Below are 25,715 nucleotides of genomic sequence, written 5' to 3'. Positions count from 1 at the left end.
AGGAGGGATTGTTTTGTTAGAAATCAAAAACTATGTCAGAGTACAGAGTTTAGCAGAAGCTTATGAGTTATGTCAAAATCGCAGCAATGTGATTATTGGTGGGATGCTATGGTTAAAAATGCAAAATAGAAGTGTTGATACTGCGATTGATCTTTGTGATTTGAATTTGAATCATATTGAGGATAAAGGTGATGAGATTCATATCGGTGCAATGGTATCGTTGCGTGAATTAGAACTCAATTCCATTCTTGATCAATATACATATGGAGCTATGAAAGAAAGTGTACACAATATTGTTGGTGTTCAATTTAGAAACCTTGCGACTGTTGGTGGAAGTTTATTTGGACGTTATGGATTTTCAGATGTATTGACAATGTTTATGGCTCTTGATGCTTATGTTGAACTTTATCATGGTGGAATTGTTTCCATTCAAGAGTTTGCGACTATGCGTCCAATTCCTGATGTTCTTATAAGAGTTATTATTAAAAAAAGACCACAACGTGTTGTCTATATGTCACAACGCAACACGAAAACAGATTTTCCTGTTTTAACATGTGCAGTGAGTCAAATGAATTCTTCTTATACATGTACAATTGGTGCACGTCCTTTAAAGGCAATCACATTTTCAGATGAAAATCATTTATTAGATGAATCTTTAAGTAATGAGAGTATTTTGAATTTTGCGAATGAAATTGCTCAAAAGCTTGTTTTAGGTTCTAATTTACGTGCGAGTGCTGATTATCGTCGTCGTATTGCAAAAGTCTTAATCAAACGTGCTTTGACAGCGTTAAGGGAGGGAAATCATCATGCTTATTAAAATGAATTTAAATGGAAAAGATATTGAAGCTTTGATTGAGCCAGATATGTTATTGATTGATTTCTTACGTTCTCAAGGATGTTTAAGCGTGAAACGTGGATGTGATACAAGTAATTGTGGCTTATGCACAGTGTTTGCTGATGAAAAGCCAATCCTTTCTTGTAGTGTTTTGACTGCAAGGATGGCAGGACATAAAATTGTGACTTTGGAAGGAATGCAACAAGAAGCTAAATGTTTAGCTGAATTTATTGCTGATCAGGGGGCTGAACAATGTGGTTTCTGTAATCCAGGAATGATGATGAATGCAATTGCTCTTTTAAAAGAAAATCCACATCCTACTGATGAAGAGATATTAAATTATTTGGCTGGTAATTTATGTCGCTGTTCTGGTTATGAGGGACAATTACGTGGTATGAAAGCTTATATTGCTTATTTAGAAAAACAAGGAAAGGAGTCATTATAATGAAGAAGACTTTCCAGCAGGTGAATAAACCTGTTCGTAAAAAAGATGCAATGAATTTATTGTTAGGAAAACCAGCATATGTTGATGATGTGACACCAACAGATTGTCTTGTTGTGAAAGTTTTACGTTCTCCTCATGCTCATGCTTTGATTGTAGATATTGATATAGAGACTGCTAAACAAGTGGATGGGATTGAAGCTATTTATACTTATCATGATGTTCCTCAAAAACGTTTTACGATGGCTGGACAAACATATCCAGAACCAAGTCCCTATGATCGTTTGATTTTAGATCAAAGAGTTCGTTTTGTTGGCGATGCGGTTGCGATTATTGCGGGAGTAAACGAAAAGGCTGTTGATCAGGCAATGAAACTTATTCAAGTCAAATACCAAGTCTTAGAAGCTGTTTTAGATATACATACTGCAAAAGATAATGAAGTTTTGGTTCATCCAGAAGAAAATTGGAAGGCATTATGTCCAGTAGGGGCTGATAATCAACGAAACCTTTGTGCAAGTGATTATAGTGTTGAGGGTGATTTAGAAGGTGTACTCTCAACTTGTGACGAAGTGATCGAAAGAACTTATCATACTCGTGCGAATCAACAGGCCATGATGGAAACTTTTAGAACATATTGTGAAATTGATCCTTTTGGTCGATTACATGTTGTGAGTTCAACTCAGATTATTTTCCATGTCCGCCGTATTTTAGCTCATGCGTTAGATATTCCTAAATCTCAAATTCATGTTGAAAAGCCAAGAATTGGTGGCGGGTTTGGAGCAAAACAAACAGTGGTTGCTGAAGTTTATCCAGCCTTTGTGACTTGGATGACAAAGAAACCATCAAAGATGATATACTCACGTACAGAAACTCAAATTGCTGCCTCACCTCGCCATGAGATGGAAGTGACAGTCCGTATTGGTGCTATGAAGGATGGAACCATTCGTGCTATTGATGTGTATACATTATCAAATACAGGTGCTTTTGGTGAACATGGTCCAACAACAGTTGGATTATCAGGACATAAATCGATTCCATTATATAATCATCATTTAGAAGCTTTCCGTTTTGCCTATGATGTTGTTTATACCAATTGTCAGGCAGCTGGAGCTTATCGTGGTTATGGCGCAACTCAAGGCATCTTTGCAGTCGAATCTGCCGTTAATGAACTAGCCTCTCGTCTAGGAATAGATGCAGTTGCTATTCGAAAAACCAATATGGTGAAAGAAGGACAGGAAATGTCTGCTTATTATCATGAAGTGGCTAAGAGTTGTGCTTTGAATCGCTGTATGGAACGTGCTGAAGAATTATTTGATTGGAAAAATAAATCAAAACCAAGAATAATGCCAGATGGGAAGATCCGTAGTGGTGGTGTTGCCATGGCTATGCAGGGTTCAGGAATTTCTGGTGTTGATGTTGGTTCAGCAACGATTAAATTAAATGATGATGGTTTTTATGCATTAACAATTGGGGCAGCAGATATGGGAACCGGTTGTGATACAATTCTTGCTCAAATGGCTGCTGAATGTTTAGAGTGTGATGTTGATAATGTGATTGTCTTTGGGGCAGATTCTGATGCTTCACCATATGACTCAGGTTCTTATGCTTCAAGTACAACATATGTCACTGGAAAAGCTGTTGAAAAAGCTTGTCTAGAATTAAAAGATCATTTATGTGAGATAGGTGCTCAGATGTTGGATTGTGCAAAATCTGAGGTTGAGTTTACGGGGCAAGGTATTGAAACATTAGTTGGTCAAAAATCTGTATCTTTAAGTGATATTGCAACAAAATCAATGTGTGGAAACAATATATCTACACAAGTCACAGTTTCTCATTCATCACCAGTTTCTCCACCACCATTTATGGTAGGAATGGTTGAAATTGAATTAGATAAAGAAACAGGACAAGTTGAAATCTTAGATTATGTTGCAGTCGTTGACTGTGGGACAGTCATTAATACCAATCTTGCACGTGTTCAAACAGAAGGGGGAATTGTTCAAGGGATAGGTATGGCTCTTTATGAAAATGTTCAATATAGTGATAAAGGAGCAATTGCTGAAAATTCATTCATGCAATATAAGATTCCATCTCGTTTAGATATGGGAAAATTACGTGTGGATTTTGAAAGCAGTTATGAAGAGACTGGACCTTTTGGTGCAAAGTCAATTGGTGAAATTGTTATTAATACACCATCTCCTGCCATTGCTCATGCGATTTATAATGCGACAGGGGTATGGCAAAGAGATTTACCAATGACTCCTGAAAAAATCTTAATGAGTTTACCAGAAGAGTTATGAAAATTCATATGATTTATTTAGCGGCGGGTAATAGTCGTCGCTTTGGTTCTAATAAATTACTTTATTCATTTCATGGTTTACCATTATATCAATATGGGTTGAAACAATTACGAGAACTCTTAGAAAAAAATGACAATTATACTTTAGATGTTGTGACTCAATATGATGAAATTATTGAGTATATCAAAGAATTATCATGTCCTCGTTTGTATTCAATAAAGAGTGAAAAAAGTCATTTGGGTTTATCATATTCCATTCAAGCTGGAATTCAAAAATATAATCATGATAAAGATTGTTATTTCTTATTTTTGGTTGCTGATCAGCCTTATATTCAATCATCAACTATTAAAGCTATGGTTAATCTTATAATCAATAATCATGCTTTATTAGGAACTGTTAAATATCAACAGCAAGTTGGTAATCCAACTATGTTTCATTGTCAACTTTATAATGAATTGATGAATTTAACAGGTGATGAGGGCGGAAGAAAGATTATTGATAAATATTCAAGTGTATGTCTAAAAGTTCCTGTTATAGAGAAAAGAGAACTTTATGATTATGATTATCTTCAGGATATCAAAAATAATGAGGTATAAGTTCATTTAACTTATGCCTTTTTCATAAAAAAAGCTTTATAGTAAGGAACAGAAATGAGTTTTTGTCCATTCCTCATATAGAGCTATGTTGGATAGTCATTGTAAAAATACTTTTAAATATTATGTTCATCTTTTGATACCTGGCAAATATAAAAGTCAATAAGCGGGAATAACCAATCAGATAATGGAGTGAAATGAAAACCGATATCTTGAGCTTTTTTTACATTTAAACTATGTGACTGTATATCATTAAATGGTGCCTTATCTCCATCAGATGTTATTATAGCTTTTTTACCAGTATGGTCTTCAATATAATCGAAAATTTCTTGTAATGTTATGGATTGTGGGCTACATGCATTTATGGCTTCGAATATATCTTTATCACTTAAATAAGCCAAAAAAGCACCAGCATCATGCGAGGATATGAAATTGAATGATGTTGTGAATTCATCTATATACATAGGAACACCTTTGAAAATATGTTCAACATAAAAATACAAACGTTTTGTATAGTCATCTCTTCCCAACACAACTGGAAAACGAACTCTTGTTGTTTTCTGTTGTGGATGTAACTGGACGATAGCACTTTCAGCCTGACGTTTCCCTTCATCATAAGAAAATGAACTCCTTACACCCATTTTTAAAACATGATGAGCTGCTATGAAATCATCTTCCTTTGTATTTAATTGAAAAGGATAAACCGCATTTGATGATGTTAGGATATAACGATGACAATGTAAAGAATTGAAAAGAGTTTCAATATCCTGAGATGAGTACGCTAGATTATCATAAACAATATCAAATTCTTTATCCTTAAATATATCTTTTAATTGATTGGTATCATAACGATCTACATGTATTCTTTCTACACTTGTTCCAAAAGAGTCAGGTGTCATTCCTCTTGTAGCAATAGTGACATGATATCCTTTCTTAATTAATTCGTTGACTAAATGAACACCAAAATAACGTGTACCTCCAAAAACCAATACATCCATAATTATTCTCCTTAGATTTTCATAAGATATATATATTATAATTGGATAATCATTTATAAGCAATCAATTCAATGTATACGGTATATATATCAATATTTTTTAAAAATTTTCTTGAAAATCATATGAATAGGATTTACGATGATTATGTTGAAGTCGACATCAACTATGAAGAATAGGAGAATAAGATTATGAAAATTGAAGAATTTAAGAATGTGACTATGATTTATATGCGTCATGTTGGTGAATATGGACTCAAAAATAAAGAGTTAATGGAGACTTTTAAACAGTTTCTAAAAGATAATCATTTATTAAATGATCAATCAGTTATTTTAGGGATTGCATTAGATAATCCTCAAATTGTTCCTGCTGATCAGTTGCGATATGATGTAGGTCTTATTGTTGATGAAACTGAAAATGATATTTTGCCAAGCCGATTGATTGATGATGGAAAATATGCAATATTTGAAGTACCTCATACTGCTCAAGGTGTCCAGGATTTTTGGATTCAAATTCCAAAGCTGGCAGAAAATCTATCAATTGATGAAAAGAAACCAATTCTTGAACGCTATGCTATGAACAAAATCAAGAATCATTTGTGTGAATTCTGTATTCCACTTAAATAATATAAATTGTATTAATAAAAAAGATGTGTTAGAATCAATTTTTTCCAAAATAATACAAATAATTGTAAAACTATGTTATAATGAAAGCGTTAATAAAAGTTCGTAATAGTAGACTTTAAAAGACTATTTATATATGCTAAAATCATAAATAAATCAAATAGAATTTGTTAAAACCATAAGGCAGAGAAGATAATTCTCTGCTCTTTTTTTGTCTACTTTGAAGTACGAGGAAAGGAGAATGATTTGATTAATAAGTATTTTAAAAAGGTGAAACAATTTCTATGTTTCGTTTGGAATGTATTCATTGCTATTTTTTTTAAAACGACAAAGACATTCTTTGATTATCATACCAAAGACTTTGTTTTTATAGAGTTTAGTATTTATAAAAGTAGAGATGGACCAATATTTATTTTATAAAGATTTATAAATATATTAGTGAAAGGAAAAGTATGAAACTTACATCTGCTAAAAGTAAGTAACATACAGTTAATGAATCATGAGATTGAAGTATAACTTAATACAGCACTATAAAAAATTATCATTAATTATATTTGTCGTTGTTGCAATTTCTATTACATACGTAACGAAGTATGGTATTAAAGCTGCCAATCAGAATAATATAGGTGATTTTATTGTGACCGGTGGTACCTATGGTATTGATTATGAATATGGAGATGTCACATATTATATACAAGGATATGGTATTAATGAAAGTGCAGTTACTGATAAGGATCTTCCTAAAAGTGGTGGTATCAAAAATCTTGTTGTGAAAGCATTAATAATTAAAACATCCACTCCATTAACTCTATCAACATCTCAAACAACAACATCGGGAATATATATTGAACCAGGCAATCATGCAGACTTGACATTTAATAATGTTAATATTAATGGTAGTCTTCCAGTAAATATTCCAACCAATATAGGCAATCCAACATCTTTACATCTGACATTGGCTGATGGAAGCCATAATTCATTACAGGCAACAACAAATGCAACTGCTCATTTGCCAGGATTGCGATGTGGAGAAGGATCGTCTCTAACTATAGATGATGAACGTAGAAATGTAGATATTAATGGAAATTTTGTTGCTCCAGAACAAGGAAGGGTTTCAAGAGATGTAACCTTAATGGATGGTACCAAAGTACAAAAAGGCGATCGTTTAACAATACTAGATAGTTCAAATCCGGGTCAGCTTATAGTTAATGGTGGTTATCGTGCATCTGCAATTGGTGGAGCAGCAATTGAAAATAGTGGAAATATGACATTTAATGGTGGACAGATTATAGCTCGAGCATATGGACCTAATGACCAGACTCATGGAGCTGGTGCTGGAATAGGTGGGGGACATGCTGGTGGTGGAACAATAACAACTGTTAATGGTGGAAATATAGAAGCTTATGGATCATTTCATGGTGCTGGATTTGGTGGAGGATGTACATATTGTGGTGGTATGTCAAATAAATCAGTGACATATACTTTGACGGATGTTATATTATGTAAAACTCCAAAGTCAACAATTGCAGGTGACATGAATATAAATGGAGGATATCTAAGAGCAGAAGGATTCACACATAGTAATGCTTTTGGACAAGGATGTCAAAGTACGAATATAGGAAAGACAATCAAAATCACTGGAGGAACATTATTACCAGTTTCTAAATCAGGTTTTTATGATATTGGTGGATTGGGAGGTGATGTTATTGTTACTGGTGGTTCAATCCGTCTCTCTGGTCCAGGTAAATTTCAAGGTAAAAATAATGGTGATACTTATGCTTGGGGTAATTTGGAAATGACAACTAAGGTTTTTATGACTAAAATTGATTTGAAAGGTTACAATCTTCCTGATACTCTTGTAGACAGTATGAAAATGTCTATCAATGGTGTAGAAACAAATTATGGAATGCCATCATACACAGATGAAAAAGGTGGACTATATTTTTGGCTTCCTGAAAGTGGATCAGCAACTGAAGTACGTGTAGATTTAGGAATTAAAGGTAGTGATGGTAAGGAAATTCCAATGGATTCATTCTTTGTTACTGATGCTAAGCAAGATTCTATCTTAAAGCAATATGTGACATTTTCTGTAGATAATTCAATTATTAATGAATCTGATCGTCTTTATAAGAGATATGATGGATTAAGTTTTACTGCCCAGCAACAACACAATTTCTTAAATTCCGCCATTGCTGGAGGTATAAATGTTCCTATACCAACAAATGGACAGTTAACAGATATCAGTAAAATGTCTATTCAATCACAATTGTTAGACAGTGAGACACTTGAACCGTCTGGCTCAGAGGAAATTATATCAGGTACAAATGCCAATGTAGGGAAATATCAACTTATTATTACTTCAACAGAATATGCAAATTCTATAGGTTTTAAAGATAGTTTTTGGGGCCATCGTGCTTATTACAAATACGCTGAAATTGTGAAAGCAGATAGTATCATTAATACAGAGGTGAAGAGAAGTAAGAATGAAATTGCTGCAGATCAAGAAATAGAATTGACTGCCTATGTTTCTCCCAATAACAAGGAAGCTTTAACATGTAAGGCACCAACTGGAAAAGTACAATTTTATATCAATGGTGAGAAATATGGAGATCCAGTAGAATTAGTCAAAGCCCCAAATTCTAATGGGGCTGGGTTTGAACAAAGCATGGCAATTATGAAATGGACACCAACAGATGATGGAGGGAAATATAGTAAGAATGGAGAACAGGTTATCACTGTAGAATATTTAGGAGGAACAAACTATAAGGAAAGCAAGGTAGATTCAGAAAAGATTCAAGTGACACCCGTCAATCAAGGGGATATAAATAAAGGTGGAACACCAATTAAGGTAACTGATATGTCAGAAAATAGAGTTGTAGCACCTGGGGATATATTAGATAAGATTTATGGAGATGACTTTCATCTCAAACTTGAGGGTCGAGATACAGATAATAAACCAATCTACAGTTCATCAAATGAAGATGTTTTAAGAGTAGATAAAGATGGAAATGTCCATATTGTAGGGCCAGGAGAAGCAGTCATCACTGTGACAAGACCAGGAAATGGAGCATATAATGATGCAACACAAAATATTACAGTGCATGCAGGAAAGAAAAAATTGACTTGTGAGTGGCTTGATATATTGGATAAATATTATGATGGAAATCGTAGTGCATCAATAGATTATCAAACTCTGAAACTTTTAGGAATAGCAAAAGAAGATCTCCAAGATTTTATAAATAATATTGAAATTATTGCTACTTTTCCAAAAAAAGATGTAGGTAAATATGTTGATGCTCAAGCAAAGATATTATTAAGTGAAGAACTTGCAAAGAAATATTATTTTGAACAACCAAATGGAGAGAAAACATCATATATAGATGTGAAAGATGAAGCATCTATATTACCAAAAAAATTAAATAATAATGATGAGAAATTAACAGTAGAAAAAATAGTAAATCATCCATATACAGGAAGTGAAATCAAGCCGCCTATAATTGTAAAAGATGGTGATAAAATTCTTATAGAAGGTGTCGATTATACTGTAGAATATAAGAATAATGTGGATGTTGGAGTAGCAACAGTTGTTATTAAAGGAAAAGGAAATTATGAATCATCATTAGAAACACAGTTTAATATCACAAATATTAATATAGATATAAATGGTGATGGCAAATCTGATATTAATATAGATGTGGATGGTGATGGAAAAGCAGACATCAATATTGATACAGATGGCGATGGTAAAGCAGATATCAATATTGATACAGATGGTGATGGTAAAGCAGACATCAATATTGATATAGATGGCGATGGGAAACCAGATATAAATATAGATGTGAATGGTGACTTCATTGCAGATTACAATATTGATACAAACGGAGATGGCATAGCTGATAAAAATATTATGAATCAAAAAAATAATCATAATATAGTTATGTCAGATGATACAACATCTATAAATTATTTTATTATTATGTTAGCAATATCTTCATTGTTAATTATGTGTATGATATTCAAACACAAAAAATATAATTGATCTATTTTGGGATAGAATGAAACTATCCCTTTTTCTGTTGAATGATGAAAATAAAAAAACAACTCTTTATTTAAGTGTTGCTTGAATATATTTTATATATTTGTCTTCTTTTGTACCTTTATCATACCACAAAATGGCTGTTTTTTCAAGTCTTGTCATTTTCATATAATAGGTGTATTAAGTATAAAGGAGGAAAATATATGGATAAAATTATGCAGTTACAAGTCGTTAAAAAAGAGGAAGAAATCAATCAGATTATGAAGTGTAATGAGCTGTCAATACAGTATGGATTGACTCTCACACCACAAGATGTTGAAGGTTTATTAGAAATGCAACATAAAGTCTTACAAGATGTTGGGAGGGTAGAATTTCATTCAACAATCTTACAACAAATCATCTATGAGTTTTGTGATAGTTTATTTATTCATAAATATAACTATGTAGAAACAATCAATCAACTTTTAGAAATTTTCTATTATTATCGAGATGCAACTGAAGATTATTTAACTGATGAAGAGATTATTCATTATATGAAGATAGCGTTTGATGGGTGTTGTCAAGGGTCGTTATATTATTTATCAGAGGAACAGTTGAATACATTAATGGACGATTTAAATAGTAGAAATGATATTTATGAGGGGTTAGCGTATGGAGATATCTAAGAAAATCATTTCATTTGAAGAATTGTTAGATTCAGAGTTTCTACCAATTGAAATCAAAGATAAAATGACTCAAGGCATGATAGAAGTTTTCATGGAAAAGATGAGAAGATATACAGGTGGAGATTCATCAGTATCTAAAGAAAGAGCTCAAAGTCTAATGGATTCTATTCTCTATACTTTATCTTTTTATATGCGAAATATGGATATGCAAGATATGATAGAGATGCTTAAGACTCAGGGTATCGTTGAGGTCTTTAAACAGAGTCATTATCACTTATTACAACATGTTCATAATCTCTATTTACAAGTTCAAGAATTACAAAGTCATAAATTAAATATATCTTTAGATATTTATCAAGAAACAATAACAAAAGGATTAACGGCTTTTTTTGATGTTTATAACTTTGATTATTGTAGTCAGGATATCATTTTAACTTTGGATTATCCAACTTGTTATCCTTTAAAACAAGTTGGTTTAGAAAGATTGATTGAATATGTTCATTATTTAGAAATAGAACATGATTTCTTAAATTGTTTTCAACAAAGTGATATTGAAAAGGTCTTAAGGGGCTATTGTTTCTATAATGATGGAATAATTGATAATATTTCGTTGCTTTTTATGAACCAGCTTTTAATGAAAAGTTTGATAGGCTTTCATTATGACTTGTTATTTCAAAATCAAGAAGAAATCAATCAACTTTATCAAGTTTTATCATCTTATTCTTCAAAAGAACTTTATGATATCTTATATAGACAACTTCAAATATTAATAAAGAGTTTAGAAACTCATCATCAACAAGAGATATTGATTTATTTTACATATATATTAAATGATCTGGTTTCTTATTTACATCAACATAACCAATTTCATACTCTAAAAAAAGCAGTTGCTTGTGCATTTTAAGATATCTGTGTTTATTTCAAGCATATGAGTGGAAGACTCTTTTTAAGATATGTTAGAATGCATTGAAGGATGTGGATGAAATGTTAATACAAAAAAGAAATGGTCTTTATCAGGATTATGATAGACATAAAATTAAGAATGCGATTATAAAAGCATTTAAGGGAATACATGAAACAATAAATCAACAACATTTAGAAAATATTTTAAATGATGTTGAAAATCAGATTCAAGAGAAAACCAGTGTTGAATATATTCAAGATAAAGTAGAAGAGGCCTTAATGCGACATGGCTATTTACAAGTTGCAAAGGCTTATATTCTTTATCGTGAAAAGCATCATCATTTAAGAATTGTTATTGATGAGCTTATGCAGATGTTAAGTGATGATAGCATAGAATCTCTTTTGATAAAAATACAAAAAGATTATCCTCAAACAGAATATTCTCTACAATTGTTATTGATAAAATTAAAAACATTTTATAAAGTAGGTATGAGTCAGCATGATGCTTTTAAGATGTTAATGAAAGCAAGTGTAGAACTGATCAGTAAAGATGCTCCTGAATGGGAAAAGATTTCAGCAAGATTCTTAACTTATGATATTCATCAAAGAATAGATGAAAAGATGGAAACTATGGATATTCATTCTTTTTATGATAAATTGGTTTATTTAACTAAAGAGAATTATTATGGTGATTACATCTTGGAACATTATTCTCATAAAGATATTCAAGAATTAGAAAGTTATATGCAAGATGAAAGAAATGAAGTTTTCACATATAGTGGTTTAGAATTAATTATGAAGCGTTATTTGATTCAAGATAGAAATAGAGATATCTTAGAAAAACCGCAAGAAATGTTTATGGGAATAGCCATGCATTTGGCAATGAAGGAAAAAGAGAAAGTCAAATGGGCAAAAGAAATTTATGATATTTTAAGTACATTGAAAGTCACAATGGCGACGCCCACAATGTCAAATGCTAGAAAACCATTTCATCAGATGAGTTCATGTTTTATTGATACTGTTGATGATTCATTAGCGGGTATTTATAAGAGTTTGGATAATTTTGCAAAGGTTTCTAAGCATGGTGGTGGAATGGGACTTTATTTTGGAAAAGTTCGTGCCAATGGAAGCAGTATTAGAGGTTTTAAGGGTGCTGCTGGAGGTGTGATTCGTTGGTTAAAATTAGTCAATGATACAGCAACTGCAGTTGATCAATTAGGTGTGCGTCAAGGAGCTGCCGCAGTTTATTTAGATGCCTGGCACCGTGATTTACCAGAGTTTTTACAGATTCGTACAAATAATGGTGATGATCGTATGAAGGCTCATGATATTTTCCCAGCTGTCTGTTATCCAGATTTATTTTGGAAACTTGCAAAATGTGATTTAGATGCATCATGGTATATGATGTGTCCCCATGAAATTTATGAAGTGAAGGGATACTATCTTGAAGATACTTATGGTGAAGAATGGGAAAGAAAATATTATGAGTGTGTAGAAGATAAACGTATTTCTAAACGTGTGATGTCAGTTAAGGATATCATTAGATTGATTATTAAATCTCTCGTAGAAACTGGGACACCATTTGCTTTTAATCGTGATCATGTGAATCGTATGAATCCTAATGCTCATCAAGGAATGATTTATTGTAGCAATCTTTGTAGTGAAATTGCTCAAAATATGAGTGCTATGGAAATCTTGCCACATGAAGAAGTACAAATCAATGGAGAAACAATTGTTGTTGAAAAGACCAAACCAGGAGATTTTGTGGTTTGTAATTTAGCCTCTTTAACACTAGGACATATTGATGTGACAAATGATGAAGAGTTACAGCATATTATACATGTTGTCATGAGAGCATTAGATAATGTGATTGATTTAAATTATTATCCTGTTCCTTATGCAAAAATAACAAATCAAAAATATCGTCCAGTAGGACTTGGAACAAGTGGCTATCATCATATGTTAGTGAAATTAGGCATGACTTTTGAAAGTCATGAACATTTAGAGTTTGTTGACCAACTCTATGAAAAAATCAATTATTATGCTTTAGAAGCATCATGTGCTCTTGCTAAAGAAAAAGGAAAATATGATTATTTTGAGGGCAGTGATTTTGATACAGGTTCATATTTTGAAAAAAGACATTATCAAAGTACATCTTGGAGAGTCTTGCAAGATGAAATTCATAAATATGGTTTAAGGAATGGGTATTTATTAGCGATTGCACCAACAAGCTCAACATCAATTATTGCAGGAACAACAGCAGCAGTCGATCCTATTATGAAGAAATTTTTCATGGAAGAAAAAAAGGGCAGTATGATCACAAGAGTTGCTCCTGACTTAAACATGAAGACATTCTGGTTATATAAAAATGCTCATCATATTGATCAAAAATGGGTCATTGAAGCAGCCGGAGTGAGACAAAGACATATTGATCAATCACAATCGGTCAATCTTTATATAACCAATGAATTTACATTTAGAAGACTTTTAGATTTATATATATTGGCTTGGGAAAAAGGTGTGAAAACACTTTATTATGTACGTAGTCAATCTTTAGAAGTTGAAGAATGTGAATCATGTAGTGCATAAGGGAGGAAATATAATGGAATTAAAACGTAAAGCTTTATTTAATGCATCTGGAGATATTGACGTGAGAAAGCGTCGCATGATGAATGGAAATACAACAAACCTTAATGATTTTAACAATATGAAATACAGTTGGGTGAGTGATTGGTATCGTCAGGCAATGAATAATTTTTGGATTCCTGAAGAAATCAATTTGACACAGGATATTAAAGATTATCGCTTATTAAATGAATATGAGAAAACAGCTTATGATAAGATACTATCTTTTCTGGTTTTCTTAGATTCACTGCAAACAGCGAATCTTCCTAACGTCGGTGAGTATATCACTGCCAATGAAATTAATTTATGTTTAACAATCCAAGCATTCCAAGAGGCAGTTCATTCACAAAGTTATAGTTATATGTTAGATTCAATCTGTTCACCAATTGAACGAGATGAAATTTTATATCAATGGAAATATGATGAACATCTTTTAAAAAGAAATGAATTTATTGGAGAACAGTATAATGCATTTTTAGAACACAAAGATAGTTTTCATTTTATGAAGACAATTATTGCCAATTATATATTAGAAGGTATCTATTTCTATTCGGGGTTCATGTTCTTTTATAATTTAGGAAGAATGGGAAAGATGCCAGGATCTGCTCAAGAAATTCGCTATATCAATCGTGATGAAAACACCCATCTGTGGTTATTTAGAAACATGATTTTAGAACTTCAAAAAGAAGAACCTGATCTTTTTACTCCCGATAAAATAGAGGTTTATAGAAATATGATGAAACGTGGTGTCGAGGAAGAAATTGCATGGGGACAATATGTGCTTGGTGATCGTATTGAAGGTTTAACAATGAAGATGGTCAGTGATTATATTCACTATCTTGGAAACTTCCGTGCTCAAGCTTTAAACTTTGAACCGCTATTTGATGGTTACATGCAAGAACCTGAATCTATGAAATGGGTTAGCATTTATAGTAATGCCAATGATATTAAAACAGATTTCTTTGAAGCACGTTCAAGTGCTTATGCGAAATCAAGTGCTTTAGAAGATGATTTATAAAAGAAAAAGAATAGTCAATCTCTTTATAGAGAAAGACTATTCTCATTTTGTTTACTTTAAATATTTCTTTTTCAAAATGATAATAACACATCCACTCAATATAGTTATTCCTAAATATATGAATAAAGAAGTTTCATCACTTGTCTGAATTATATTTCCATATTTATCAACTCTATTTCCAAACTCATCATAGATAATTCCATTTTCAGTTCTGTTTATATGAAAATTAATATTTTTATGAGAGGTATTCATATTATTAGGATTATTTACTATATCCTGCGGTTTATTGTTTGTTGGGATTTCTGGATTTTGGGGTACATCAATATTTGGTGTTTCAGGAGTCTGAGGTTCATCTATTGGTTTGGCAGTGATTGTTAAGATATGTTCAACAATCTTTCCTCTATATGTAATGATTTGTTTAGAAGTAGATAATGTTATTTTATCTACATTAAATGTAAAATCACTCTTTGTTGTATCATTGTATTTGATATCTATTGTTTTTCCATCATCATATTTGATACTTATGACTAATCCTGTTGGGTCATATTTTTCGCCATCAGTATATGTTGATTTTGGTAGAGTCTTCATTGAAATAGAGTGAAGAGGAATTCTATTGATATTTGTTTCTTTTTCTAGTGTTCCAAATTTTATCTTAACTTTGAGATTGGTTGCTGTTTCATCACTTCCAATATAAAGTTTTCCGTTCTCTACTTTTGTATCATGACTTGTTGGTGTTCCAACAATAGAATATGTTGGATCTGGAATTAAATATTGTTCAGGAATAATAATATCATCTCCAGTGTATTCAGTCGTTCCTGTTTTATCTTGGTATATTTTGGTGATATGTTTATATTCAAAGATATCTGTTAAATAAAATTCAGATTCTTCATATGTATATGATTTTATTTCTGATTGTTTGACGTTTATTTCTGGTTTGACAATACCTCTATACCAATTAAGAGAACGATTTGATTGCGTATCAATTTTATCTAATTCCAAATGAGTTATATCTGGATGTTCTGGATCATCACTTATAATAAGAACGTTGTTTAATTGATTTTGGGTTTCAAAAGGAGCACTATATCCAAATGCACCATTTCCTATACTCGTTATTCCTTCAGGAATTGTTATACTTTTTAGACCACTGCTTTTAAATGCATCGTTTCCAATGTTTGTAACCCCTTTTGGAAGAACTATATTTTTTAATGCTGTACAATTAGAAAATGCGTCCTTTCCAATGCTTGTGACTCCATCAGGAATCGTTATACTTTCAAGTCCACTGCAATACGAAAAAGTTCCATCAGCTATACTGGTTATATGTTTGGGAATGTTGATGTTTTTGAGAACTGGGCAATGATAAAATGCATTGACTCCAATATCAGTGACGTTTTCTGGAATTATTATATTCTCAAGAACATCACATCCATAAAACATTTCATCAGATATTTTCGTAAGACTTTTTGGCAGGGTTACATTTTTGAGTGATTTGCATTGCTTAAAGATTTCTTCACCTGTTTCTTTAACACCTTCTGGTATAGTTATACTTTGCAAGGATTCACAGTTTCTGAATGCATATGTTCCTATATTTATTACACTTTTTGGGATTGTTATATTTTCAAGTTTAGTGCAACCATTAAAAACACTATCTTGTATATTTAATAGTCCTTCAGGCAAGGTTACATTCTCAAGAAAAATGCAATCATCAAATGCATAGATCTGAATACTTGTGACACCATTTGGTATAATAACGCTAACAGTATCTTTATGCGCAAAAACTGATGAGCCTATTGAAGTGACTTGAATTCCATTAATGGTTGCTGGTATATTGACATTTGTTGAAGAACCAGTATATTTTGTGATTGTTCCACCGCTATCAATAACAAAATCACTCTCTGGTGTGAGTGCATAAGATTTTATGCTTGTTTCTGTGGCAGAAACAGGAATTTTCGTTATTCCTAGTGTCATTGTGAAACACATACATAGTATTCCTAAAATTCTTAGTTTTCTTTTTATCATCTTTTTTCCTCATTTCATTATAATTTAAACCCTTTCAATATATAAGGTATCTTTAAAAGAAAAAAGTGTCATAATTCAATAAAAAATTTAATATTTTATATTTTGTTAATCACTTGTTGTTGTGAGATATGTATAATTACCTGCTTTATCAGCGACATTGATGCGATAAAGGTATTGACTATCCATAGGGAGTTCAAGAGTTTGAGTCTCTTCATTAAAAGTATAATTATATATTTTTTGTTCATTTGCAAAGATTTCAATAGAGTTCTTATTTATCATTGATAAATTATCTTTAAAGACAATTGTATATATATCTCCATCTTTTGTAATAGATTTCTTATCAGGACTTGATGTATCAATTGTATGAATGGTTAATTCTTTAGAATCAATAACTTGATTATTTTTGATTAATGAAACTGTATAGATTCCATTACTATGAATTGTTGTTGTATTTTTGTTGTTAATAGTTATGTAATCATAGTTTTGATTGGTTGTTTTGACTTCTAAAGAAATTGGCTGATTGGTATACTCTTGAGGATAGTGAAAATCAACAATTTTGCTTGGTTCTTCTTGCATTTCTTGAAGAGGGGGAGTTTTTGGTTCTTCATCTGATAAATTATAAATGATTGCTCCTCCAGTAATCGCAAGAGTTGTGACAAGTGTTGCGATTGTGAGTGAAGTTGTAGAAACAGTTGCTCCTGCTGTGAATGAGACTTCGTTTGTAATCGCAGCTGCAATAGATTTGCTTGTTGTAAGTGATAAAGTATGCAAGTTTTGACATGTTACAAAAAGTAATAATAAAGCATTTGGATCTAATGCTGATGAAATGACACCAGGTGTTATGCCTTTCAATTCTAATTCATCTTTGATATAATTCTTTGCTCTTCTGATTCTTAATTTAACTGCATTTTCTGAAACATCTAAGATTTCAGCTATTTCCTTTACACTTAATTGTTCATAAAATCTAAGGAGGCAAACAGAGCGTAATGATGTAGGCATTGCTTGGATAATGTCTAAGATATATTCACTGACTTCTTTATGAATCACTTCATGAGTGATATTCATTTGTTCATCTTCATACTCTTCCATTGAAGAATTATAATCATCTTCATGAGTTCTTTTTTGTGATGCTGTTTGTAAACAGATATGATAGGCTAATCGATAAGACCAGACATGAAAGGCTTCAGGATGTTTTAAATCTTTGATGTCTTGAAGGATTTTTATGAATATATCTTGTACTGCATCTTTTGCATCGTCTTCATTTTTTAAAAAATTGTATGCCATAAAATAAAAACGATCTTTGTAAGCTTCATAGATTTTATCAAATGCTTTTTCTTGCCCAGCTTGTAGTTTTATAATTGTACTTTTATGAATCCTTTTTTGTTTTGCCATTGTGTTTCTCCTTTTTTGTTTGCTTATTATTATCTTGTCATAAAAGAAATTGATTTACAAGACTTGACATATTTATAGAAAAAGTGTTATTAAGAGTGAATTATAGTGAATACGACATATTTCCGCATAGATAAATATTGATTACGTATAGAAAATAGACAAATTTAGGAATTAATTAAGAAGATTTAAAGATAAAAATAATAATCAATTCTTAAATGTTGTAGTTATTATGTGACAAGAGAAGAATATGTTCCTTTGTATATTCTCATTTATTTCAAAAACTTCTGAGTATACAAAAATACATGGTAAAGTAGGATGGAAAGAAGTTTATAAAAGTTGATCAGTGGAGCGTAATTACAGAAATGTCATATATGTAGATATATGACAACAATTATAAAAAGAACCTAAAAAGTGTATGATTATTCATACACTTTTAAGAAAATCAATACATCTTTACTCTCTTGATTCATTTTAATTATTTTTTTCATATCTTCCAGCGATTGACCGCTAAATAACATATCCAGTATTTTTTCATAGACCTCATAAATGAGTCCTTCTAAAAATGAGCTTTCTTCCTGTGGGAATGAACACTGAAAAAACTTAAGAACATTATGATATAAATTTTCCTGACGTTCTTCTTCAATTCCTTCATGATGTCTCTTTTCATACATATCTCTATTCTCTGAAAGTCTCACTTTGCGATTAAGATTGCGCCGATATGCCATATCTGGGCACCATAAACCTGAAATCTTTGATAGAGATACTGACTGAAATGAGAATTCTGCATTTCGATATTAATGTCTCCATTTTCAGCAGTTCTCACTTTGATGTCTAGAATCATATCTTTATCATCAAGAGAATGAGGATTTAAATCAGGATTGCTGACAGTAATCTTGGAACAGTTGACATGAATAATGTTTTCAATGAGTATGTAAGCAGATAGAGACAGTCAAGATCATCAAAAAGCATATTATTTTTAAAATCAGAAATATAATTTTTCTTAGTCATATAAAAACCCTGCTTACTGGTTTGTCCAGTAATGAGGGTACATATCACTACAAGTTTGAAGGGTCATTTTTCTTATTTATTTGAAAATAATTCATTTTTTCACTAAATTTAGAATTTCAATGCAATATACTAAAACTATGAGAGAACAAACAAGTCACATAATTATCATATGAATTTATTTTAAAAAGATGAAATAATATGATTCAATCATTGAGTGTTTCAATTGTTTGAATTATAGAAAAGAAATTTATATTTTTCATATGAATAATCGCTATAAATTACAAGAAAGGCATAGTATATCTTATATGCATATAAGTTTTTTGAGTTTCTGGATTTTTGATTATACAAAGAAATATGCAGTTTGAGCAAAAAGGAAACAAACAAGTAAACCAATAAGAGTTGGCACAACGAAAGAAACGATAGACCATTTCCAACTACCAGTTTCTTTTTTGATTGTCATTAAGGTTGTTGAGCAAGGCCAATGCATTAATGAAAATAACATTGTGCTAATTGCAGTTATCCATGTCCAACCATTTTGAACAAGTAAAGCCTTTAGTTCAACAAGATTGCTCATATCAAGAATAGTTCCTTGAGCAAGATAGGCCATGATGATAATAGGAACGACAATTTCATTGGCAGGTAAACCGAGAATAAATGCAATTAAGATAACACCATCTAATCCTAATAATTTTGCAAAAGGATCAAGAAATTGAGCACAGTGATTGAGTAAACTCATGTCACCAATCATAATGTTAGCCATCAACCAGATGATAAGACCAGCTGGGATAGCAACACATACAGCTCTTCCTAAAACAAATAATGTACGATCAAAAAGTGAACGAATAATAATTTTTCCAATCTGGGGTTTACGATAAGGTGGTAATTCTAAAGTAAAGGAAGAAGGAACACCTTTTAATAAGGTTTTAGATAAACACTTTGTAACCATAAATGTCATAATGATGCCAAGTAAAATAAGACCAGTGAGAAAGAGGGCAGATAAAACTGATGAAAAGATGCCAGCACTCCCTACAAAGAACATTGTAATAATTGCAATCAGCGTAGGGAAACGACCATTACAAGGAACAAAGTTATTTGTAATAATAGCAAGTAATCGTTCACGTGGTGAGTCAATAATACGGCAGCCAATGACTCCAGCAGCATTACACCCAAATCCCATACACATTGTTAATGCTTGTTTTCCACAAGCACAACAGCATTTAAAAGGTTTATCAAGATTATAGGCGATACGGGGAAGATATCCAACATCTTCTAGTAATGTAAAGAGTGGGAAGAAAATAGCCATTGGTGGTAACATGACAGAGACAACCCAAGCTAAAACACGATAAATACCTAGAACCAAAACACCATGTAACCATGCAGGAGCATGAAAGTACATAAATAAATCGGTTAATCTATCTTGGATATAAAAGAGGATATCTGATAAAACTTGTGATGGATAATTGGCACCAGTCATGGTTAACCAGAATATAATAGCTAAGAGGGCTAACATGATTGGATAGCCAGTCCAACGACTTGTCAGAATATGGTCGATTTTGCGGTCTTTTTGATTGTAAGCAGCATCTTCATATGTGACAACATCTTGACATATGTCTTCTGCCACATGAACAAGTGATGAGACAATTTGATCTTTAATTGTTGCTGTATCAATATTATGTTTTTGTAAGAGTTCTTGAGCAATATTTATAGCTGAAATAAGTTCTTCTTGTTTTAAGAAATCAGTTCCTAAATGATGATCTATTTCAACTAATAAAGATGGATCTTGTTCTAGGAGTTTAAGACTTAACCAGCGAGTATTTAATTGACCTTGTAATCTTTCTTCTAAAATAGGCTGAATCATTGCAATAGCTTTTTCTAAAAGACGGGGATATGTGATTGAAATGTATTCATGATGCTCTTTTGTATCAATAGTATCATCAAGACATTTCAGGAAACGGTCTAAAGATTTTTTTTGGCGAGCAACAGTACTGATGACAGGAACACCAAGTTTTTGAGAAAGCAATGGTAAATTGATATGAATATTTTTACGGATAGCTTCATCCATCAGATTGACACAAACAATGACATTTGAAGAGATTTCTATAGTCTGTAAAACAAGGTTAAGATTTCTTTCTAAACAAGTTGCATCACAAACAACAACAGTCAAGTCTGGATGTCCGAAACAAATAAAATTACGTGCAACTTCCTCTTCAGCAGAATGCGCCATAAGAGAATAAGTACCAGGAATATCAACCATCACATAATCATGTTTTTCAGTAGAACAATAACCTTGTGCATTGCTGACAGTTTTACCAGGCCAGTTACCAGTATGCTGATTCATACCTGTTAAGTTATTAAAAACAGTACTCTTTCCAACATTTGGATTTCCTGCTAAAGCAATGACTTTTGCATCAGGAGATTGTTTGATAATCTCTAATTCAACATTTTTGAGTTCTTTTGATTGGATATCTTCCTTCAATCTTTTCAGCCTCCATCATATCTTTTATCATAATATCTTGGCAATCTTCACTTCTAATTGCAATCACTGCACCACGAATAAAATAAGCTGACGGATCACCTTGAGGGCTACGTCCTAAACATTCAACAACAGTTCCATTAATGAGACCAATATCAAGAAGGCGACGACGCATACTGTTGGTAGCAGTAAGTGTTGCGACCTTTGCTTTTGCACCTATAGGCAAATCATTTAAATTCATAAAATCATCCTTTTTAACATATTTTAGGATAAGGAAACTTTTTATCCTAATTCAATGTATGGTTATTTCTTTTCATTTGTGATTAAAAACAGGAAAGGACATGAAAAATGAGTAAAGAACCTAGTGATTTTCATACTTTTACAGGCTATCGTCTGACATCTAGCCAGGAGTTAACTCCTGCTATGGAGGATTATTTAGAAATGATTTATAGGCTTTATCATCAACAAGTTAAGATTAGAATAGGCGACCTTTCTCGTCATTTGAATGTTCAACCATCTTCTACAACAAAAATTGTACAAAGATTAAAACAATTTGGATATGTTGATTTTGAAAAATATGGAGAGATTACGTTAACTGATAAAGGGATGAGTGAAGGGAAATATCTGTTATATCGTCATGAAATACTTCATCATTTTTTATGCGTTTTAAACCATTCTAATGATGAATTAGAACAAGTTGAAAAAATAGAACATTTTATGGATAGGAAAACAATTTTACAGATAGAAAAATTAACTTTATTTCTTGAAAATCATCATGATTATGATCAATAATTATTTTTCAATATAATTTTTTATAGATAGAAAATGAAAAAGAAATTTAAAATACTCATATAAAAAATAGGACACTTTTTGGAGTGTCCGTTATATGAGTATTTAATAATGATTGGATAGATGAAGTAATACACAAACTGGGATTTGTAGTTTATTCTGATAATAATGACTTTGCTAATTCTATTTGCTTGCCTCGTTCCTTAATGACTTCAACCTTGCTGTTATTATTCAAAAGATTAATAACCTTTATTGCATAATCAGATGAAACGATAGCATGACCTCTCATATGCCCTGTTGCAATAGCTTGAGCATATATTCTTGATGAAAACTTACTTATTTCATTAATTGAATTTTTGGCAAGTGTATTAGCCAAAAAACCTGCTTTTCTCAATTCAAATGCATTTATTTTATTGTCAATTCTCTTTTGTAAAATACCACTTGTTTTAGAAATAATATCGTTTTTTAATTTTTCATCTCCAATATTTATATAAGAAATAAATCTTTCAGCATTTTTAATTGCCCAAATTGCTAATTCTCTTTGAGATAATCTTTCCAAAATATGCTCTAATTTATTTCTTTCATCCACATCATCAATAATTTTTATCTTATATGGAGATGGGATAATAATTTTATTTTCAATATATAATTGCCTTTCATGTTCATTCCATGCGTATTCTACTGGTTTCATCATATATACCTCTACAAATTCTAATTTCATACTATTTTTTTTATAAACTGAATAAACTCCCCTTGTGATAACCGCTGCTATATAATAGGTTATAAGCATCCCTATGCAAAAAGGAAATATGTTCGACATTGCTTTTCTCTTAGAACTGCTATAAATAGAAATAAGCACTCTAAATAATATTCATATTGCCATTTGTGAGAAAGTATTACCTAAATTTTGAGTGTGAATATCTAATAATCTGCTTATAATTCCTAAAATAAATCCGATAATCAGCATACTAAGAGGATTTAATAACATGTTTTTCAAAAATATTACCTCACTTTAAAATTCTAATTTCTCTTCATCAATTCATAAAACTAGAAGATGCTTAATAACATATTATTTAGAATCTTTTTCATATTTCACTAGATAAGGCTCTAAACGTTTCCTCAACTCATATGTTTCATCTTCATAAGGCATTTGAGGAATTTCATAATCAAATATTCCGGAATTATCTAGTTCAGAAATTTCTTCAGGTGTTATTAACTCTACCACTAACTTCCGTAAACTTGCTAATCTAGTCACCATATCAGTTTCAGCACATGCAATAGCTAATGAATAAGCTCTATTGTCTGCATTCTCTCGTTTCTCACTTCTATCCAAAATACAAACCATCATGTCTAAGACTTTTAATAACTGAAGATATTCTTTTTTTGATAGATATACTTTATCTCGCATTTTCAATCTCCTTAGATTTATTTGTTCTTTATTATAAACTGAAATCAATTGATTGAAATAGAATTAGTCCCATACAATTTCTAAACAATTAAAGTTCTCTGGAATTGATGGTATACATGAATAAATATCTAATTCTGAAGGTTTGATTTTAATGACTCCATCAGAACATAACCATTGACAATTGACTATTTTTTCTAATTCAGATGGTTGCATGTTTGTACATATTACGATTGAGTCTCCCGCAAGAATTAATTCTTCTCTCTCATTTTCTTCTTCAATTTGTGTATCATCATGCAAAGTAACACGAACCCATGCTATATTTGGCATTAATTCAATCTTTTGTAACATATCCCATATTTCAGCAAGCGAAGGGCGCCCCTCTCTCCATTGATTAGGAGCAATCGAATCCTCCTCTGTATTTCCCTCGAAAAATTCAACAAGCGTCAACAATGGAAAACGTTCTTCATTTTCTTTTAATATTTTTTTAAATTGACCTAATTCTATCATAACCACAATCTTCCTTTCAAATTATGCTTTATAGCCATATTATACCATAATGAATTTTATAGTCATTCTCATTTTTATTATATTAAATTTTTTTAATAGAATTAAATACAAATAAGTAATCATTTTAGTTTCTATCTTATATATGATAAAATAATAATATCTTTAAATATAGAGATAGGAGAAGATTTAGGGATTATTAAATCATAACAAATCAGTTAAAAGACCTATAAAAAAACGTATTAAAAGATACGTGGTAATGTGATTGCATGAAATCTTCGTAAAGATTCCCAGTATCCACTCGTTGTTTATTTAAGCCACGATGATGGAGAGGGGGATAACTGTATTTTGGGAAAGGACTTTGCATCATTTTTAGAAAATATTATTTTCATAGGTGGGTGTGCAAATAAAGATTGGCAAATGCTGCTATTTTGTGAGAATGCATATCAGGAATTGACCCATTCTGTAAGAATGCTGTTACTTATAAAAGAGAATTAAGTGATTAATATGGTTGAATTAATGTATAATTCTCATAAATTAGCAGAAGTTATAAAGAAAATTATTCTATTTATATAAAGTATATATAATATGATTTGGAGCAGGGAGAAAAGTATGCAAGAAGATAAAAAGCTGAGATTAAAAGAATTACTAGAACAACAAAAACAAAGAATATATAATGCAAAAATCAATGATCAAAAGGAATATATTTTAAAAGAAATACCTCAATTTCACCAACATTATCAATTTGCTGATAAAGAAGACATCATCAAATTAAAACTGTTTTTAAAGAGTTTACCTACTTTAACGAGTGTACGTTTAGATTTGTCTCAACTTCCTAAGCAACAAGAAATCAAATTTTTTAAGGATATTAATGCTCATTTCAATGTTTGGATTTGTTTTCTAAGTGGTTTGCCTGAACTCTTTGAATTGTACCCGTATGGAGATATTCAAGACTTTATCAATGATTTTGATAGTTGGCAATATATAAGTCCTTATTTGATTTTAGTATGTGATAATTTTAAGGATTTCATATTTATTGATGATGAGAAAAAGATGATCCAATCACAAAATACTTAAGTAGGAAATATAAATT

General features: G+C 31.3%; 24 protein-coding genes. 13 read left to right on the top strand and 11 right to left on the bottom strand.

Features of this window, described 5'->3' with window-relative positions:
- The first annotated feature begins 13 nt into the window (after positions 1-13).
- Genes AC5M21_RS00580 through AC5M21_RS00565 form a run of 4 tightly spaced genes read left to right on the top strand, consistent with a single transcriptional unit; the run spans position 14 to position 4,170 of the window.
- Positions 14-817 carry an FAD binding domain-containing protein gene (locus AC5M21_RS00580; RefSeq protein ID WP_117598981.1) on the top strand — a complete coding sequence of 268 codons (804 nt, stop codon included), beginning with the start codon at positions 14-16 and terminating at the stop codon, positions 815-817.
- The gene (locus AC5M21_RS00575) at positions 807-1,280 is read left to right on the top strand and encodes a (2Fe-2S)-binding protein (protein ID WP_117598982.1); all 474 of its coding nucleotides are present in this window, start codon (positions 807-809) and stop codon (positions 1,278-1,280) included. Before AC5M21_RS00580 ends, AC5M21_RS00575 begins: the two co-directional genes overlap by 11 nt.
- On the top strand, positions 1,280-3,574 hold the full coding sequence (locus AC5M21_RS00570) for a xanthine dehydrogenase family protein molybdopterin-binding subunit (RefSeq protein WP_117598983.1): 2,295 nt from the start codon (positions 1,280-1,282) through the stop codon (positions 3,572-3,574). Before AC5M21_RS00575 ends, AC5M21_RS00570 begins: the two co-directional genes overlap by 1 nt.
- Entirely contained in the window at positions 3,571-4,170 is a 600-nt protein-coding gene (locus AC5M21_RS00565; RefSeq protein ID WP_028043486.1) for a nucleotidyltransferase family protein, read from the top strand. The genes AC5M21_RS00570 and AC5M21_RS00565 overlap by 4 nt, the downstream gene beginning before the upstream one ends.
- 113 nt (positions 4,171-4,283) lie before the next feature.
- On the opposite strand, the gene AC5M21_RS00560 is transcribed toward AC5M21_RS00565, so the two are convergent.
- Positions 4,284-5,165: an NAD-dependent epimerase/dehydratase family protein gene (locus AC5M21_RS00560; protein ID WP_117598984.1), complete on the bottom strand. Its 882-nt coding sequence runs from the start codon at positions 5,163-5,165 to the stop codon at positions 4,284-4,286.
- A 188-nt stretch (positions 5,166-5,353) separates the two neighbouring features.
- On the opposite strand from AC5M21_RS00560, the gene AC5M21_RS00555 reads away from it, so the two are divergent.
- The 6 genes from AC5M21_RS00555 (at position 5,354) to AC5M21_RS00530 (ending at position 15,032) form a co-directional block, all read left to right on the top strand.
- Positions 5,354-5,788, top strand: a complete 435-nt coding sequence (locus tag AC5M21_RS00555) for an AraC family transcriptional regulator (RefSeq protein ID WP_028043484.1) — start codon at positions 5,354-5,356, stop codon at positions 5,786-5,788.
- A gap of 502 nt (positions 5,789-6,290) precedes the next feature.
- A complete protein-coding gene (locus AC5M21_RS00550; protein ID WP_302280804.1) occupies positions 6,291-9,824 on the top strand; it encodes an Ig-like domain-containing protein in 3,534 nt (1,177 codons plus the stop codon).
- 200 nt (positions 9,825-10,024) lie between these two features.
- Positions 10,025-10,486 carry a DUF6323 family protein gene (locus AC5M21_RS00545; RefSeq protein ID WP_117599167.1) on the top strand — a complete coding sequence of 154 codons (462 nt, stop codon included), beginning with the start codon at positions 10,025-10,027 and terminating at the stop codon, positions 10,484-10,486.
- On the top strand, positions 10,473-11,390 hold the full coding sequence (locus AC5M21_RS00540; RefSeq protein ID WP_117599168.1) for a DUF6179 domain-containing protein: 918 nt from the start codon (positions 10,473-10,475) through the stop codon (positions 11,388-11,390). The genes AC5M21_RS00545 and AC5M21_RS00540 overlap by 14 nt, the downstream gene beginning before the upstream one ends.
- A gap of 80 nt (positions 11,391-11,470) precedes the next feature.
- Positions 11,471-13,978, top strand: a complete 2,508-nt coding sequence (locus AC5M21_RS00535) for a ribonucleoside-diphosphate reductase subunit alpha (RefSeq protein WP_302280805.1) — start codon at positions 11,471-11,473, stop codon at positions 13,976-13,978.
- A gap of 13 nt (positions 13,979-13,991) precedes the next feature.
- Positions 13,992-15,032, top strand: coding sequence for a ribonucleotide-diphosphate reductase subunit beta (locus tag AC5M21_RS00530; RefSeq protein WP_302280806.1), 1,041 nt, complete (start codon positions 13,992-13,994; stop codon positions 15,030-15,032).
- Between the two features lie 51 nt (positions 15,033-15,083).
- Here AC5M21_RS00530 and AC5M21_RS00525 read toward each other — a convergent pair whose 3' ends face one another.
- The 7 genes from AC5M21_RS00525 to AC5M21_RS00495 form a co-directional block, all read right to left on the bottom strand.
- Complete coding sequence (locus AC5M21_RS00525) at positions 15,084-17,048, bottom strand: leucine-rich repeat domain-containing protein (RefSeq protein ID WP_117599170.1); 1,965 nt, start codon at positions 17,046-17,048, stop codon at positions 15,084-15,086.
- A 105-nt stretch (positions 17,049-17,153) separates the two neighbouring features.
- The gene (locus AC5M21_RS00520; RefSeq protein ID WP_117599171.1) at positions 17,154-18,440 is read right to left on the bottom strand and encodes an RNA polymerase sigma factor; all 1,287 of its coding nucleotides are present in this window, start codon (positions 18,438-18,440) and stop codon (positions 17,154-17,156) included.
- Between the two features lie 419 nt (positions 18,441-18,859).
- Positions 18,860-19,111 (bottom strand): hypothetical protein, encoded by a 252-nt coding sequence (locus AC5M21_RS00515; RefSeq protein WP_117599172.1) that lies wholly within the window; start codon positions 19,109-19,111, stop codon positions 18,860-18,862.
- A 20-nt stretch (positions 19,112-19,131) separates the two neighbouring features.
- Positions 19,132-19,332: a PD-(D/E)XK nuclease family transposase gene (locus AC5M21_RS00510; protein WP_303320122.1), complete on the bottom strand. Its 201-nt coding sequence runs from the start codon at positions 19,330-19,332 to the stop codon at positions 19,132-19,134.
- On the bottom strand, positions 19,308-19,448 hold the full coding sequence (locus AC5M21_RS00505) for a hypothetical protein (protein WP_238637667.1): 141 nt from the start codon (positions 19,446-19,448) through the stop codon (positions 19,308-19,310). Before AC5M21_RS00505 ends, AC5M21_RS00510 begins: the two co-directional genes overlap by 25 nt.
- Before the next feature lie 340 nt (positions 19,449-19,788).
- Positions 19,789-21,924, bottom strand: a complete 2,136-nt coding sequence (gene feoB / locus AC5M21_RS00500) for a ferrous iron transport protein B (protein ID WP_117599174.1) — start codon at positions 21,922-21,924, stop codon at positions 19,789-19,791.
- Positions 21,884-22,162, bottom strand: coding sequence for a FeoA family protein (locus tag AC5M21_RS00495; protein ID WP_008788746.1), 279 nt, complete (start codon positions 22,160-22,162; stop codon positions 21,884-21,886). The genes feoB and AC5M21_RS00495 overlap by 41 nt, the downstream gene beginning before the upstream one ends.
- A 107-nt stretch (positions 22,163-22,269) precedes the next feature.
- Here AC5M21_RS00495 and AC5M21_RS00490 point away from each other — a divergent pair, with 107 nt between their 5' ends.
- Positions 22,270-22,713: a metal-dependent transcriptional regulator gene (locus AC5M21_RS00490; protein WP_008788747.1), complete on the top strand. Its 444-nt coding sequence runs from the start codon at positions 22,270-22,272 to the stop codon at positions 22,711-22,713.
- A gap of 151 nt (positions 22,714-22,864) precedes the next feature.
- Here AC5M21_RS00490 and AC5M21_RS00485 read toward each other — a convergent pair whose 3' ends face one another.
- The 3 genes from AC5M21_RS00485 to AC5M21_RS00475 all read right to left on the bottom strand — a co-directional run bounded on the left by AC5M21_RS00485 (position 22,865) and on the right by AC5M21_RS00475 (position 24,625).
- Complete coding sequence (locus tag AC5M21_RS00485; RefSeq protein WP_017144239.1) at positions 22,865-23,530, bottom strand: putative immunity protein; 666 nt, start codon at positions 23,528-23,530, stop codon at positions 22,865-22,867.
- A gap of 249 nt (positions 23,531-23,779) precedes the next feature.
- On the bottom strand, positions 23,780-24,118 hold the full coding sequence (locus tag AC5M21_RS00480; protein WP_008788749.1) for a hypothetical protein: 339 nt from the start codon (positions 24,116-24,118) through the stop codon (positions 23,780-23,782).
- A gap of 63 nt (positions 24,119-24,181) precedes the next feature.
- Entirely contained in the window at positions 24,182-24,625 is a 444-nt protein-coding gene (locus tag AC5M21_RS00475) for a YfbO family protein (RefSeq protein ID WP_302280832.1), read from the bottom strand.
- Positions 24,626-24,970: 345 nt separating this feature from the next.
- Between AC5M21_RS00475 and AC5M21_RS00470 the strand changes: the two genes are divergently transcribed.
- Together AC5M21_RS00470 and AC5M21_RS00465 are read left to right on the top strand one after the other, a co-directional pair.
- Positions 24,971-25,120, top strand: a complete 150-nt coding sequence (locus tag AC5M21_RS00470) for a hypothetical protein (protein ID WP_302280830.1) — start codon at positions 24,971-24,973, stop codon at positions 25,118-25,120.
- Positions 25,121-25,234: 114 nt separating this feature from the next.
- Complete coding sequence (locus tag AC5M21_RS00465; RefSeq protein WP_302280829.1) at positions 25,235-25,699, top strand: hypothetical protein; 465 nt, start codon at positions 25,235-25,237, stop codon at positions 25,697-25,699.
- The last annotated feature ends 16 nt before the right edge of the window (positions 25,700-25,715 follow it).

Source organism: Coprobacillus sp. (assembly GCF_984815275.1).
This window is presented reverse-complemented; position numbering and strand designations above follow the sequence as displayed.